At 65.1% G+C, this 14,908-nt stretch carries 12 protein-coding genes; 1 reads left to right on the top strand and 11 read right to left on the bottom strand.

Features of this window, described 5'->3' with window-relative positions:
* The first annotated feature begins 54 nt into the window (after nt 1–54).
* Nucleotides 55–1,119, top strand: a complete 1,065-nt coding sequence (gene wecB / locus AC1DFE_RS01530) for a non-hydrolyzing UDP-N-acetylglucosamine 2-epimerase (protein WP_476904157.1) — start codon at nt 55–57, stop codon at nt 1,117–1,119.
* Between the two features lie 101 nt (nt 1,120–1,220).
* On the opposite strand, the gene AC1DFE_RS01525 is transcribed toward wecB, so the two are convergent.
* The 11 genes from AC1DFE_RS01525 to AC1DFE_RS01475 form a co-directional block, all read right to left on the bottom strand.
* Nucleotides 1,221–3,224 carry a DUF6541 family protein gene (locus AC1DFE_RS01525; RefSeq protein WP_476904156.1) on the bottom strand — a complete coding sequence of 668 codons (2,004 nt, stop codon included), beginning with the start codon at nt 3,222–3,224 and terminating at the stop codon, nt 1,221–1,223.
* A gap of 103 nt (nt 3,225–3,327) precedes the next feature.
* The gene (locus tag AC1DFE_RS01520) at nt 3,328–4,056 is read right to left on the bottom strand and encodes an ABC transporter ATP-binding protein (RefSeq protein ID WP_476904155.1); all 729 of its coding nucleotides are present in this window, start codon (nt 4,054–4,056) and stop codon (nt 3,328–3,330) included.
* Nucleotides 4,057–4,059: 3 nt separating this feature from the next.
* Nucleotides 4,060–4,947, bottom strand: a complete 888-nt coding sequence (locus AC1DFE_RS01515) for an ABC transporter permease (RefSeq protein WP_476904154.1) — start codon at nt 4,945–4,947, stop codon at nt 4,060–4,062.
* Between the two features lie 14 nt (nt 4,948–4,961).
* Nucleotides 4,962–6,992 carry a glycosyltransferase gene (locus tag AC1DFE_RS01510; protein WP_476904153.1) on the bottom strand — a complete coding sequence of 677 codons (2,031 nt, stop codon included), beginning with the start codon at nt 6,990–6,992 and terminating at the stop codon, nt 4,962–4,964.
* Entirely contained in the window at nt 6,989–8,173 is a 1,185-nt protein-coding gene (gene glf / locus AC1DFE_RS01505; protein WP_476904152.1) for a UDP-galactopyranose mutase, read from the bottom strand. Before glf ends, AC1DFE_RS01510 begins: the two co-directional genes overlap by 4 nt.
* 199 nt (nt 8,174–8,372) lie before the next feature.
* Nucleotides 8,373–9,455: a glycosyltransferase family protein gene (locus tag AC1DFE_RS01500; RefSeq protein WP_476904151.1), complete on the bottom strand. Its 1,083-nt coding sequence runs from the start codon at nt 9,453–9,455 to the stop codon at nt 8,373–8,375.
* A complete protein-coding gene (locus tag AC1DFE_RS01495; RefSeq protein WP_476904150.1) occupies nt 9,452–10,666 on the bottom strand; it encodes a glycosyltransferase family 4 protein in 1,215 nt (404 codons plus the stop codon). Before AC1DFE_RS01495 ends, AC1DFE_RS01500 begins: the two co-directional genes overlap by 4 nt.
* Complete coding sequence (locus AC1DFE_RS01490) at nt 10,663–11,658, bottom strand: Gfo/Idh/MocA family oxidoreductase (protein ID WP_476904149.1); 996 nt, start codon at nt 11,656–11,658, stop codon at nt 10,663–10,665. Before AC1DFE_RS01490 ends, AC1DFE_RS01495 begins: the two co-directional genes overlap by 4 nt.
* Nucleotides 11,658–12,749, bottom strand: coding sequence for a DegT/DnrJ/EryC1/StrS family aminotransferase (locus AC1DFE_RS01485; protein ID WP_476904148.1), 1,092 nt, complete (start codon nt 12,747–12,749; stop codon nt 11,658–11,660). The genes AC1DFE_RS01490 and AC1DFE_RS01485 overlap by 1 nt, the downstream gene beginning before the upstream one ends.
* Nucleotides 12,746–13,345 carry an acyltransferase gene (locus AC1DFE_RS01480; protein ID WP_190601971.1) on the bottom strand — a complete coding sequence of 200 codons (600 nt, stop codon included), beginning with the start codon at nt 13,343–13,345 and terminating at the stop codon, nt 12,746–12,748. The genes AC1DFE_RS01485 and AC1DFE_RS01480 overlap by 4 nt, the downstream gene beginning before the upstream one ends.
* Nucleotides 13,346–13,412: 67 nt before the next feature.
* A complete protein-coding gene (locus AC1DFE_RS01475; RefSeq protein WP_476904147.1) occupies nt 13,413–14,702 on the bottom strand; it encodes a nucleotide sugar dehydrogenase in 1,290 nt (429 codons plus the stop codon).
* Nucleotides 14,703–14,908 lie beyond the last annotated feature (206 nt).

Below are 14,908 nucleotides of genomic sequence, written 5' to 3'. Positions count from 1 at the left end.
GCGGCAACCTGTCCCGGGCGGAAATCTGCGCGGCCTCCAACTAAACTGGAACCCATGCGAATTCTCAGCGTCGTTGGCGCACGTCCCCAGTTTGTGAAACTTGCGCCCATTGCGGCAGCCATGAAGGGCCATGCGGAACACCTGATCGCCCACACTGGCCAGCACTATGACGAACTCATGAGTGATGTGTTCTTCCGCGACCTCGGCATCCCCGCCCCGGACTTCAACCTTGGCGTGGGATCGGGCAAGCACGGAGCCCAGACCGGCGCCATGCTGCACGGGCTGGAAGAAATCCTGGAACAGTCTGCCCCTGACTGCGTCCTGGTTTACGGCGACACCAACTCCACCCTGGCCGCGGCCATCGCCGCCATCAAGATGCACATCCCGGTCGCGCACCTTGAGGCAGGACTGCGGTCCTTCAACCGCCGGATGCCGGAAGAACACAACCGCGTCCTGACCGACCACAGTGCCGATCTCCTGCTTGCCCCCACCGAGGTGGCCGTCAAGCACCTCGCCACCGAGGGCCTCGCCGAGAGGACCGTCCTGGTGGGTGACGTCATGACTGACGTCCTCTTCAAGGTCCGTGACGTGCTCGACGCCGGCCACCAGCCGCTGCCGGTGGACGCGGTGCCCGGCGAATACTACGTCTGCACCATCCACCGGCCGGACAACACAGATTCCCCCGAGCGCCTGGCCGCCATCGTCGGGTCCCTGGCCAGCCTGTCGAAGCCGGTCTTCCTGCTGGCCCACCCCCGCCTGGTCAACCTTGCAGCCAAACACGGCATTGAGCTCGAGCAGGGAGCCATACGCGTGGCGTCCCCGCTTGCCTACCCGCAACTGGTCCACGCCGTCCGGAACAGCGCGGGCGTCATCACGGACTCCGGCGGACTGCAGAAGGAAGCCTTCCTGCTCCGCACGCCCTGCACCACGATCCGCCCCGAGACTGAATGGGTAGAGACGGTCGACCTCGGCTGGAACGTGTTGGTAAGCAAGGACCTGGGCATCCTGGCCGACACGGTACAGCGGCCTGCACCAGCCTCGACGGATGCCACTCCCTACGGCGACGGCCACGCCGCCGAACGCACTGTGGCAGCACTCATCGAGGCCTTCGGAAGCTGACCCACCGGGCCGGCTAAGCCCAGACCAGCTTAAAACGACGACCTCCGGAACAGGCACCCACAGGGTGCCGGTTCCGGAGGTCTGTTGCTTCTGGCCTGCTGCTAGCTGCAGGCCACCACCTTGAACAGTTTGGCGTTGCCCTGCTGATCCACGAGCTGAACGGCAGGCGAGGCTGCGAGGTTCTGCAGGCCTGGATATGTCTTGCTTTCCGGGGTGTTCAGCAGATACTGGGTACCGAAATCAAGGGCGTAGGATACCTTTGTCGCCCGCACGGCGTCACAAACCCCCGGCGAGGTTTTTGCGTCCGCGAGCGACTCCGCCACGGTCCGCATGTCTTTGCTTTCCGCCTGGCCCAAGTGGTACTCCAGCACCTTCCGGTCTGAAAAAGCGTAGGCAAGCGCCCCGCCGTTCCACGGATTCACGGCGATCACCGCGTCCTTGGGCACTTTCGAGCCGAGGCGTGCCAACAGGGCGTACTCGTCAGAGGACAGGATGGAGTCCTTGGTGTCCCGGGCAAAGTAGTACTGGTTCGACGCCACATACCCCCTGACCGGACCGGCCTGGGCCGCCCAGCCGAGAATCAGGCAAACCGCCACGATGCCGGCAAAGCCCGGAACACCGCCCAGCCGCATCCTGCCAATGCCAGCCGCCCTCAGCTTCACGGCCAGGACGCCAGCTGTCGCCTTGAGCGTATCGGCCGTGGCCAGCACGCCAAGCGCTGCGAGCACGGTGGCGAAGAGCGGAAGGTAGGCGGCAAGCCGAAAAGTGTCCTGGTACCAAGTGCCCGTGAAGAATGCCCGGGCCCAGCCGGGTGCGTAGCCGGCATCCACGACGTAGAGGAACCCGGCCACAAAGTAGCATCCGAGCAGCCACAACTGCGTACGCCGACGGATGATCCTGACCATGCCGACCACGGCCAGGATGGAAATGATGAGTGTGACGTCGGTTTTCATCGGGCCGTTGGCAATGACTTCGCCCACGGCTCCGGCCACGGTCTGGTGTGGCGTCCAACCGTTGTACGGAGCCGGGCGCAGCTTCTGCCACGCAAGCACCACGGCCACCGCTCCCGCCACCGAGGCCAAAGCGACCACCCCATACTTCGCCGGCGATGCCTTGGTCCGGATCAATTCCCTCACATAGAGGAAAAGCCGGGACAGGACAACCGGAATGCTGAAGGCAAGGAGCGCGTTGATGGCGCTCATATGGGACAGGGCCAGGCCTGGGATCGCCAGCAGAAGCACAAGCCATGCCCGGAGTGCGGGTTCGCGCAGTGTCGGTGATAGGCGGCAGACAAAAACTACCGCGGCGACGCCGGCCGGGAGTGCGCTGACCGAGAGCAGGTTCGGGAAGAGCGGGCCCCAGACCAGCAGCAGGTACGGAAACGCGAGGAACCCCGCCGACACCACTCCGGCTGCCATCAGGCCGATCGGGCGTGGCCCGATGATGACACGGGCAAGGAAGACCACGGAGATGGGCCAGATAACGGCTGACGCCACGATGTTTACCGCGTTCACCGAGACCGGGACGGAGGCCCCCGTCAGCTGGCATACGAGGGCCCCCAGCGAATGCCACACGGCCGGGTACACGGAAGACAGCCCGCCGGTACCGCCCGCCATGCTGCCAAGATTGAGCGTCGAGGCGTTCCCCGTGTCCAGGATGTAGCGCACGGCGTTCAAATGGAAGACGTCGTCGTAGCGCTGGGAGATGTTGTCCGGCGCGCCCACGAGTTGCATGACCCTGCGGGCGATGAGGACCGCGCCCACGGCGACACCGATGGCACCTGCAGCCATGGTCTGCCAGCCGTCGCCCTGTTGCACCGTCCGCCGCACAGCCCCGGGCTCCTGGCGCCGCCAGGGCCGCGTCGTCACCGCCCACGCTGCCGCGGACGCCAGTACGGCCGTTACCAGCACGACGCCGAGCCCCCACTGCACGTGGACGAACGGCGCAAGCACTGCGCCGACTCCCGCGATGGACAGCGACAGCACCGGGGCAAGTCCCAGGAGACTGGTGCGCCGGAAGCCCAGGGACCAGGCGAGGGCAGCACCGGGAAAAAGCACCACGGCCACAGCAGCCAACAGGGCCGGCAGCGAGGTCAGCCAGGACAAATTTCCTCCAAGGGTATTTACAGGTCGGGCGCCGGCTTTCGGCCGGACCGCTTCACGCAACTGAAACTTACGGAGCGCGGGGTAAAGCTTATGGGTCAGGAGGCTAGTTTCCCCGGAGCCGGCCGATGACGTCGGCTACCGGGCCGTCCATGATGACCCGCCCGTGTTCCAGAAGCACCCCGCGTTCGCAGACGCGGGCCACCAGGTCGAGGTCATGGCTCACCACTACCAGGGTCTTGCCTGCCGCCGCGAGTTCCTGGATCTTGGCGAGGCATTTCTTCTGGAAGGGCTCATCACCTACGGCCAGGATTTCATCGACCAGGAAGACGTCAGGGTCCGTATGCACCGCCACAGAGAACGCAAGCCGGAGGTACATGCCCGAGGAGTAGAACTTGACCTCGGTATCGATGAACTCCCCAATCTCGGCAAACTCCACGATGGAGTCGAATTTCTCCTTGATCTGGGTCTCGGTCATCCCGAGGATCGCCCCGTTGAGGAAGACGTTGTCACGCCCCGAGAGGTCAGGGTGGAAACCCGCGCCGACCTCGATCAGGCCAGCTACGCGCCCACCGGTGCGGACCGTGCCCGAGTCGGGGAGCATGACGCCCGAGATGTGCTTGAGCAGGGTCGACTTCCCGGAGCCATTCAGCCCCAGGAGTGCCACCGTCTCACCGTGTTCGACGTCGATGGACAGGTCGCGGAGGGCGTGGAACTTCTTCGACAGGTCACCTTTCCGGCCTCGCATGAGCCAAACAAGGGCTTCCTTCAGGGACCGGGTGTGCCTGAGCACGAACTGCTTGTTGATGTTGCGGATTTCAATTGCGGTGGTCAAGGCTCACAGCTCCTGTGCGAAGCGGCCCTCGAGCCGCCGGAAAGTCCACTGGCCGAGGAAAAGGATGGCAAGCGAGACCAGAACCCCAACCGGTACCCACACGGTGACGAGATTGGGTGGGCTCCCCTCAGCACCTGCCGTCGTGGGCAGCCAGAAGGCATGGTGGAAACACTCCACCGCGATCGTGATCGGGTTGAGCTGGTAAACCGCGAACCAGGTTTCGCCGGCCTTGTCCAGCACCATCCGCCAGGAGTACAGCACCGGAGCAACCCAGGTGGCGATCAGCAGAATCAGGTCAACCAGGTTCTCCGAATCACGGAAGTACACGTTGACTGACCCGAAGAAGAGCCCCAGCCCCGTGGCCAGCAGGGCAATCATGACAAAGCCGGCGACGGCGGTCACCAGTTCCAGCGGCCCCGGCCGCCAGCCGCTGAACAGGCAGGCCACCACAAGGACGAACAATTGCGGAAAGAAGTGGACCGCGGAGACCCACACCGAGGAAACCGGAAACAGCTCCCTTGGCAGGTAGATCTTGTTTATCAGTCCACTGTTGTTGACGATCGATCGCGTGGCCGTGCTCAGCGACTCCGTGAAGAAGTTCACCAGGATGATGCCGGAAAACAGGTAGACGGCATAGTTGGGCAGCCCTCCCCTGTTACTCGGGCTCTGCTCCAGCCCCAGGAAAACTCCGAGGGCAATGTAAAAGGCGACGAACTGGACCCCGGGTTTGACGTAGGTCCACAGCAGCCCGAGGACCGAGCCCCGGTACCTGATCCTGAGCTCCTTGCGGACAAGGAGCTTCAGGAGGTACCGGGAACGGAACACGTCCACGAGCCCGTTCCCGGTTCCCGGCGCCGCCAGCGCCCGGCCGGAATCCTGGTGTGTTGGCAAGGTGCGTCCGCTTGTCACTGCCCGGGCTTCTGCTGTTCAGCGTCGGAGCCGGAGTTGGCCGCGAAGGTCTCGCGCCAGGTATCCGGAGACGTGAAGTTGGGCAGTTCCTTCTTGTAGGACGCCGAGAGCTCATCCCAGCGGGCCAGGACGCGTGCGTGCAGGGTCAGGCTCCGCAGCAGCTGCTTGCGGAAGCGGACATTGTCCCGGAGGTACCAGGACGCGCCCGTGCCGTCCGAAGCCGACACAATGGCCGAATCCAGGTGGGACAGCCGCCACCAGCGTGCATCCGCCGCGGGCACGATAGCCTCCGGGTGATGGGTCGCGGCCGGGTCGACGTTGCGGAGCTGGCGGGCGGCGCCGGAGAGTGCGCCGGACACGGTCTGCCTGAAGTTCTTGGGTCGGGTCGGAACCATGCCGAACTTGGGCAGGTGCAGCCGCTTGACGGCGGGGAATTCGGTGATGTCCTTGCTGACCTGGGCATCGGGGAATTCCGAGCGGACCTTGCGGATCTCGGGGAGTTTGCCGCCGATGGTCCGGTGCAGGTGCGACGGCCCGTCGAGCAGGTCCTTGAGCGCACGGTTCCTCAACTCCATCGCCGAGTACTGCAGCGAGAGGAGGTGCCTGACGTCTTGGAGGAAGCTCTCGACGGGAAGCCGGCCGCCCTTTTCGTACTGCGAGTACAGCAGCGCCGCCACCCAGCGGTTCCGCTGGTGGTAGTAGGCCTGCCAGTCGATGGTGTCGTCTTTCTCGGTCCAGGGCATGTGCCACACTGCCGCGCCGGGCAGGCTCACGGTGGTGTAGCCGTTGGCCTTGGCACGGACGCCGTATTCAACGTCGTCCCACTTGATGAAGACGGGCAGCGCGAGCCCGATCTCCTTGATGATCGACGTCGGAATCAGGCACATCCACCAGCCGTTGTAGTCGACGTCGATCCGGCGGTGCATCCACGGGGTGGTGCGCAGGTTGCTCGCAGCAAAGTCATGGGCAATCTGCCCCTCGCCAATCGGCTCGTACTGGAACCGGTACTCGTTGATGCCCTCGCCAAAGTTGTGGATAACGGAACGTTCAAACAGGTTGAACATATGGCCGCCCACGATCGTGGCGCTGCGGGTGAAGTCGGCGAAGTTGACGGCCCGGAGGACGCCTTCGGTCTCCACGACGACGTCGTCGTCCAGGAGCATGACGTACTTGCTCTCGCCGCCCTCGACAGCCTCGTACATGCCGCGGGCGAAGCCGCCGGACCCGCCGAGGTTGCCCTGTTCGATGAGCTTGAACTTGTCGCCGAGCACGGCGGCGGCCTCCTCGAAGCCCTGCTCGTCCCGGACCTTCTGGTTGCCCTGGTCGGTCACGATCAGACGGTCCATGACCGCGAGCAGATCCTCGGACTCGGCAAAGGTGCGCAGGTGCTTGACGCAGTAGTCCGGCCGGTTGAACGTGGTCACGGCGATGGAGAGGGAACCGGGGCTGAAGCCCTCGGGCTGCGGAACGGACCAGTCGGCCTGCTTCAGCGTCACGTCGTCGCCGTGTGAGACGAGGTCGAACCAGTACCAGCCGCCGTCGGCGAACGTGGTCAGCGTGAGATCGCAGGTGGCGGTGGTCCCGCCCGTCAGGTGGAGGCTCTGAACGCGGTTGGAGCTGCCGCGGGGGCTGGACTTGTAGACAATGACCGTTGCCTCGGCGTCAGTCTCGATGTTCAGGCGTACCTGCTGCACATCGGTGTGGGCGCGCCAGTAGCTGGCGGGAAAGGCGTTGAAGTACGTTCCGAAGGAAACCCTGCGGTGCGCCGGTAGCGACAGCTGGCGCCGGCCGAGGATGAAGTCCGAACGCATCTCGCTCCGCAGCACGGCCGGCTGCGCAGCGGCAGCGCCGCGTTTGCTGCCGGAGCCCTGCGTTTCCACCACACGGCGTGCGGCATCAAAGTCAACGTACAGCGGGAGGGTGTCGGTGTCGCCGTCGACCGGGAACACAACCCGGTGGACTGTCTTCCAGACAGTCTCGTCGCTGCCGGGTTCGGTTCCCTGCCGGAACTCCGTCGCTACGCTCATGCGTCTACTCCTCCGCTTTCCAGCTTCGCACCGCCGCTGAAGTGCGGCTTGATCTTGTTGTCGAACATGCTCAGGGCCGATCCGATGGCCATGTGCATGTCGAGGTATTTGTAGGTTCCCAGCCGGCCGCCGAACAGGACGGAGTCCTCGCCGCGGGCCAGGTCGCGGTAAGCCAGGAGCTTCTCGCGGTCCACCGCGGTGTTCACCGGGTAGTAGGGTTCGTCGCCCTTCTCGGCGAAACGGGAGAACTCCCGCATGATGACCGTGGCGTCCTTGGTGTAGTCACGCTCGGGATGGAAGTGCCGGAACTCGTGGATCCGGGTGTACGCGATGTCCTCGTCCGGGTAGTTCATCACCGAGCAGCCCTGGAAGTCCTCGATCGGGAGCACCTCTTCCTCAAGGTCGATGGTGCGCCAGGACAGGTCGCCTTCGGCGTAGTCGAAGTACCGGTCCACGGGGCCGGTGTAGATGACCGGCACCTGGCCGCGCACGGCGCTCCGGCCGAGTTCGCCGTCGTCGAAGAAGTCGGTGTTGAGGTGTACCTCAATGTTCGGGTGGTCGGCCATCCGCTCGATCCAGGCTGTGTAGCCGTCAACCGGCAGTCCCTCATACATGTCGTTGAAGTAGCGGTTGTCATAGTTGTAGCGCACCGGAAGCCGGGAAATGATTTCGGCGGGCAGGTCCTTGGGGTCGGTCTGCCACTGCTTGCCCGTGTAGTACTTGATGAACGCCTCATAGAGGGGGCGGCCGATCAGCTGGATCCCCTTGTCGTTGAGGTTCTGCGGATCGGTCCCCGCGAGTTCGCCGGCCTGCTCCTGGATCAGCGCCCGGGCGTCACCCGGACCCATCGAGGAGCGGAAGAACTGGTTGATGGTGCCCAGGTTGATGGGCATCGAGTACACCTCGCCCTTATGGCTGGTATAGACCTTGTGCTGGTAGTTGGTGAACGCCGTGAAGCGGTTCACGTACTCCCAGACGCGCTCGTTGGAGGTGTGGAAGAGGTGGGCGCCATACCGGTGGACCTCGATGCCGGTCTTGGCCTCATTTTCGCTGTACGCGTTTCCGCCGATGTGGTGGCGGCGGTCCAGGACGGCAACTTTCAGCCCCAGCTCCGTGGCGGCGCGTTCCGCGATTGTCAGGCCAAAAAAACCCGAACCGACTACGACGAGATCAGCGTTCACAACTCTCCTGTGTGTTTTGGTGGCAGGGTTCAGCAGCCCTATCTGCCGGGTCTAGACTACCCGAAGTCCGTTGCGTGCCCGGTATCGGCAGCCGCTGCGCTGGCTACCGCCAGCCAAGTTCTGGCGGGGGAAAGTGTCTGGCACCGTCTCCCGGACAGTCCGATTTGCGGTCCGTGATGGCCGTGCCCGTACCTCGTTCCTACCGGCGGATGGAAGCGACCTTGTCCGCGCCGTAGTACCTGAAATTGCTTTCAAACCGCAGATTGTCCCAAGGCTTGGGGGTCAAAATCTGCGACCGGTAGCCCCGCGACGGCCAGCGTTTGAGCGCATTCAAAAAGGTGTCAATTCTGCTGTTGGGCGCTTCAGCCAGACGCAGCAACTCCAACTCGGCAACGCTGAGCGGCCGTTCGACGGAGGGAGCAAGCGCCTTGATAGCACCCACCGCCGCAGCCAACACTGCCCTGTCATCCTCAGTCCAAGGAAAACTGCCTCCACGCCGGTACATCGCCGACAGGACGTGAACGCGAAGGATCTTAACGGCAATGGCGTGCCGGGCGGGGCCCCGCAGTTCCCGGACCCAATCCGCCGTGACCACGCCCAGAAGTGCGCGGAACTCTTCCCTCAACGGGAGCATCTGGCCAGTGACGCGCTCAACCGCGTCTTCACCCACGACATAGGTGCCTTGCCCCATCTCGATCCTGCCGCCGGTAAACCACATGCGGAGGCTGAAGTCCATATCCTCACCAGTACGGAGACCGCCGGTGAACTGCACGCCGAGCCGCTTGACGGTGGAAAGCCTCATGATGCCAAGGGGCGCAGTCCTGTAGGCAACCCGGTCACGGACGGGATTCAGCGGTCCGGTGCGCAATAAACGCAGCCGCGGAGAGCGGATTGGAGCTCCCCCCTGGGTGCGCAGCCGTGCGAGCACGGCATCGGCCTCGCTGGAGTCCGCCTGACCAATCCATTGCGCGAGGGCATTTGCCTCCAGGAAGTCGTCGGAGCCAAGCAAGGCGACATAGCGGGTCGCAACCGTCGTTAGCCCGGCATTCATGGGTCCGGCGGGAGACGGAATGCCGTCGTCGAATTCCAGGAGTTCGATGTGCTCCTCTGGAAGCTCTAACAGTTTCTTGTGGACGTCGGCCGCGGCGATTCCATGGCAAACCACCAGGACCTTCACCTGGCCGGGGTTCCCGGCAGCAAGTGCCGACGCCACAGCACGGGCGATTGGCCGGTTGAGTTGATGGACAGCAATAACAACGGTGACGGCATAGTCGCTGGTCATCGATTTCCTCCAAGTTTCTGCTCGCGCTCGGCGCGTGGGCCGAGGCCCGCCGTGGCCAGCACCTCGGCGGCGGCATGCTGTCCCGACGTTGCCAGCGAGGCATTCTGCTGCACCCAGCCGGCCCTGGCATCCCGGCCGTCCGTGTTGCCGCCGGACATTTCACCGGCCGCTACACGGCACATGGCGGCCGCCACACTGTCGACGTCGTAGTTGGCCGCTTCGCCGAGTCCGTTCCCGGAGACGAGCGACGCGCCCTCCCCCGTCCCGGCGAAAACCACCGGCGTCCCGCAGCCGGCAGCCGCGTAGATCTTGGTCGGCTTGGCAAAGTCGTAGCCCTGGCCCGGTTTGATGCTGACCAGGGCCGCGGCTGCCCCCCGGATCCAGCGGGCCGCATCCGCCGGGGGAATGACCCCGCCGAACGTCACACGGCCGGGCACCGATTGCGCCGCCAGCTCCCTGAGGTGAGGTTCGTCGGCGCCCTGCCCAAAGAAACGGATGCTTGCGCCCGGGTGCTCGGCAAGCACAGCCGGCAGCGCGCGGATGAAGATGTCGGCACCCTGCCATTCGGACATCGTTCCGGTGTAGACGAAGAAGGGGCCGGCGGACCCGGCAGTCTCCCCCTCGGGTCCAAACACGGACGTGTCGATCCCGTTGCCGACGACGATAATGCGGTCCCGCGGGACCCCGAACTGCTCGACCTTCTGTGCCACACCATCAGAGATGGCGATGACCTTTGATGCATTGCGCAGCGCAAACCCTTCGGCAGCCCGCATCACGCGGATCACGACGCCGGGCACATCCGTGGCGGACAGCGCTTCGGTCCAGATGTCCGCGGCGTAGTAGACGAACGGCCTGCGCCGCAGGGCCGATGTCAGCGCCACGACCACGCCGGTGGTGGGCGGCGGCTCGGACACGACGACGTCAGCCCGCGAAAACAGCAGCCGGAAAAAGGCGGGCACATCAAAGCTCATGTACTGAACGTAGCCGCGCACATTGCCGCCGGCGTCGCGCAGCACCGGCCACCGGGAGATCCTGTACCGCGGCTTGAACGGCGGCGATCCCTTCGGCGGCCTGGTGGTCACGACGCTGACGTCGGCGCCGTTGGCCGCCAGGCCGTCCACGAGGGCCTTCAGCCGGAATGAGGCAGCACCCACTTCCGGTGTGAAAAGCCGTGTTGCCACTGTGACCCTGACAGGTCTGTCTTCAGTCACGAAGCAGCAATCTTCACGATCTGCCGGTTGGTGGCGGACTCCAGCACGGCTTCGGCCACGCGGAGGGTATCCAGGCCCTCGCGCATGGTGACGACGTCGCTGCGCAGTCCGAGGACGGCGTCGCGGAACGCTTCGTGCTCGGTCCGCAGCGGCTCCGGCTTGGCGATGGCGAGCCGGGTGACGTTGCCTTCGGAGACGCCACGGAACGCGGCCATGGACTCCCATTCGGTGGCGACCGTGCCGTTCTCGAAGAACGTCAGGTCAGCGGTGATGGTGTCGGCCACGAAGGCACCCTTTTCACCGGTGACGATCGTGAGCCGTTCCTTCATCGGTGAGAGCCAGTTGACCAGGTGGTTGGTGATGACTCCGTTGCCCAGCTGTCCTGTCGCTGCCACCATGTCCTCGTGCGGGCGGCCGCTGCGGGTGGTGGTGCGGGCGAAGATCGACTCGAAGCGGCTCTGTGCCAGCCATGCGGTCAGGTCGATGTCGTGAGTGCCGAGGTCCTTGACCACGCCGACGTCGGCGATGCGGGCCGGGAACGGGCCCTGGCGCCGGGTGGCGATCTGGTAGACCTCGCCCAGCTCGCCGGCTTCGATCCGCTTGCGCAGCGACTGCAGCGCCGGGTTGAAACGTTCGATGTGGCCGACGGCGCCGACGAGGCCTTTGGCTTCGAAGGCGTCGACGAGGCGCTGCCCGGCCTCGGCGCTGGAAGCGATCGGCTTCTCGACGAGGGTGTGGACGCCGGCGTCGGCCAGGGCGAGTCCGACTTCCTCATGCAGCCCGGTGGGCACGGCCACCACTGCCATGTCGATACCGGCTGCGATAAGCTCCTCCACCGAGGACAGGACAGCCAGCTGTCCGGCGACGCCGTGCGGGTCGCCGAAGGAGTCGGCGACCGCGACCAGGTCGACGCCCTCGAGCTCCCGGACCACGCGCGCGTGGTGGCGGCCCATCATGCCCAGGCCGATGAGGCCTACGCGCAGGTTAGCCATCAGGCACCTGCCTGGACGAGCTTGTTGACCGCGGTGACGATGCGGTCCAGGTCGTTCTGGCTCAGGGACGGGTGCACCGGCAGGGAGAGGACTTCCTTGGCCGCGGTCTCCGTGTTCGGCAGGTCCTCGGTCCGGTTGAACGAGGGCAGGCGGTGGTTCGGGACCGGGTAGTACACACCGGTACCGATGTTGTATTCCTCGCGGAGTGCCTTGGCCAGTCCGTCGCGGTCCTCCGGCACGCGGATCGTGTACTGGTGGTAGACGTGGGATGCGCCTTCGGCGACCTTGGGCGTGGCGACGCCCTGGAGGTTGGCGGTGAGGAAGGCCGCGTTCTGTTGGCGCTGTTCGGTCCAGCCGAGGACCTTCTTGAGCTGGACCCGGCCGATAGAGGCGTGCAGGTCGGTCATCCGGGCGTTGAAGCCCACGAGCTCGTTTTCATACTGCTTTTCCATGCCCTGGTTCCGCAGCAGTCGCAGGTTGCGCTCCACGCCGGCGTCGGGGGTGGAAACCATGCCGCCCTCGCCGGAGGTCATGTTCTTCGTCGGGTAGAGGCTGAACATGGCGAACTTGCCGAATGTTCCGACCTTCTGGCCCTTGAAGCTGGCACCGTGGGCCTGGGCGGCGTCCTCGTACAGGTCGATCCCGCGTTCTGCAGCGAGCTTCCCGAGGCCTTCGACGTTGAACGGGTGCCCGTACAGGTGCACGGGCATGATGCCCTTGGTCTTGTCCGTGATCAGCGAGGCGACGTGATCCACATCCAGCGTGTAGTGGTCCAGTTCGATGTCGGCAAACACCGGAGTAGCCCCGGTCAGCGCGACGGAGTTACCGGTTGCGGCAAAGGTGAACGACGGAACGATAACTTCGTCACCCGCCCCGACGCCGGCCGCCAGGAGCCCGAGGTGCAGGCCGGACGTGCCGGAGTTCACGGCCACGGACGAGCGGCCGTCCAGGAGAACCTCGGAGAACTCCTTCTCGAACTCGGCGACCTGCTGGCCCTGGGCCAGCATTCCGGTGGCCAGAACGGCGTCGACGGCGGCCCGCTCGTCGTCGCCGATGATCGGCTTCGCCGCGGGGATAAAGTCGTAGCTCATGCGTTCTCCTCAGACTCTTTCAGGGAATTTCCGTCTTCAATGTATTTGGCGCCGGTAGCAGGGCAGACCCAGAAGCCGCCCTCCTGGCGCAGCGGCTCACCGGCCTTGCCCACCCAGCCAAGACGCCGGGCAGGGACGCCCGCCATCAGGGCAAAGGCCGGCACATCCTTGGTGACGACCGCGCCAGCCGCAACCGTGGCCCAGCGCCCCACCGTCAGCGGGGCAACGCACACGGCGCGGGCGCCGATCGAGGCGCCGTCCTCGATGGTCACGCCCACCGGCGTCCAGTCGTGGGCGCTCTTCAGGGAGCCGTCGGGGCTGACCGACCGCGGGTAGGTGTCGTTAGTCAGCACAACGGCCGGCCCAATGAACACACCCTTGCCGAGCTTGGCCGGCTCGTACACCAGGGCGTAGTTCTGAATCTTGGTGTTCTCGCCGATCTGCACGCCGGTACCGACGTACGCGCCGCGGCCCACGATGCAGTTCGCGCCAAGGTTCGCCTGTTCACGCACCTGGGCAAGGTGCCAGACCTTCGTCCCGTCGCCGAGGATCGCCTGGTCCGAAACGTCGGCGCTCGGAGCAATGGTCGTCGTCATACTTTGGTTCCTCTCAGAAGTGCCGCTGCGGCCGGGCCGCACCGGTAAAGGCTGCCGTTGGACGCTCTCAGGCCTTGCCGATAACACGGTAAACGACGCCGTCCCACCGGTCGGCAGAACTCACGCGGCGGCCGTCGATAAAGGCCTTGATACCGGGCAGGTCAGCCCGGGACAGTGTGCGGTACTCGGCGTGGTCGGCCTGGACGACTGCCGCGTCGACGGGCTCGCCGACGTGGTACGCCGTGAAGCCAAGCTTTTCCAGTTCAGTATCCGTGTAGAGCGGATCGTGCACCGTCACCACGGCGCCGCGCTTCTCGAGGCTGGAGACCGCGTCGAAAACGCCGGAGAAGGCAGTCTCCTTCACACCGCCGCGGTACGCGGCGCCCAGCACCACCACGCGGGCATCGGCCAGGTCGCCGTAGGCGCCCTCGAGGAGGCCCACCGTGTAGTCGGGCATTTCGGCGTTGGCGGCACGGGCGGCCCGGACCACCGTCGCCTCGGGGTCGTTCCAGAGATACAGGCGCGGGTAGACCGGGATGCAGTGGCCGCCGACGGCGATGCCCGGCTGGTGGATGTGGCTGTACGGCTGCGAGTTGGAGGCTTCGATGACCTGGTAGATGTCGATGCCCGCGGTGCCGGCGAACCGGGCGAACTGGTTGGCCAGGCCAATGTTCACGTCCCGGTAGGTGGTCTCGGCCAGCTTGGCCAGCTCGGACGCTTCCGCGGAACCCAGGTCCCAGACGCCGTTCGGGCGGCGAAGGTCAGCACGCTCGTCGAAGTCCAGTACGGATTCGTAGAACTCAACGGCCTTGGCCGCGCCTGCCTCGGACAAGCCGCCCACCAGCTTGGGGTACTTGCGCAGGTCCTCGAACACGCGCCCGGTCAGCACGCGTTCCGGGGAGAAGACGAGGTGAAAGTCCTGGCCTTCGACCAGCCCGGATCCGGCCTCGAGCGCAGGCTTCCAGCGGGTTCGCGTGGTTCCGACGGGAAGGGTTGTTTCATAGGACACCAAGGTGCCCGGGGTCAGGTGCTTCGCCAGTTCGGCAGTTGCGCCATCCATCCAGCCGAAATCAGGCTTGGCATCGGCGTCCACGAACAGCGGGACCACCAGCACCACGGCGTCCGCACCGGGAACGGCTTCGGCATAGTCGGTTGTGGCACGCAGTTTGCCCGCCGGTACCAGTTCGGAGAGTTTGTCCTGCAGGTGGGCTTCGCCAGGAAACGGCTCGGTCCCCGCGTTGATCAGCTCCACGACCTGCTGGTTGACGTCGACGCCGACAACGTCATGGCCCTTGGAAGCAAATTGGACGGCCAGCGGCAGCCCGATTTTTCCCAACGCAATTACAGCAATCTTCACGAGTCTGAAGCCTTTTCTCTCAGGACTGGCAGGCGGCAGCCACGCTGCCACACCCGGTTTTGCTTAACACTATCCGCTGACCGGACCTTACGCCGATTCCGCGACCGCGACGGCGTAGCAGGAGACTTCGGTCCGGAAAAGCGGCCGGGTTTTCCACATGGACGGATTCACCGGATCAAATCCGGCGGCGCCGGCACTAGCGTGGT

This window comes from Arthrobacter sp. 05T423, from assembly GCF_056396245.1.
The sequence above is the reverse complement of the archived record's forward strand: the minus strand, read 5'-3'. Positions and strand labels throughout refer to the sequence as shown.

Coding starts and splice junctions, on each gene's coding strand:
- wecB (WP_476904157.1), top strand. CDS start 55: ATGCGAATTCTCAGCGTCGTTGGCGCACGTCCCCAGTTTGTGAAACTT.
- AC1DFE_RS01510 (WP_476904153.1), bottom strand. CDS start 6,992: ATGAGCGTAGCGACGGAGTTCCGGCAGGGAACCGAACCCGGCAGCGAC.
- AC1DFE_RS01500 (WP_476904151.1), bottom strand. CDS start 9,455: ATGACCAGCGACTATGCCGTCACCGTTGTTATTGCTGTCCATCAACTC.
- AC1DFE_RS01490 (WP_476904149.1), bottom strand. CDS start 11,658: ATGGCTAACCTGCGCGTAGGCCTCATCGGCCTGGGCATGATGGGCCGC.
- AC1DFE_RS01485 (WP_476904148.1), bottom strand. CDS start 12,749: ATGAGCTACGACTTTATCCCCGCGGCGAAGCCGATCATCGGCGACGAC.
- AC1DFE_RS01480 (WP_190601971.1), bottom strand. CDS start 13,345: ATGACGACGACCATTGCTCCGAGCGCCGACGTTTCGGACCAGGCGATC.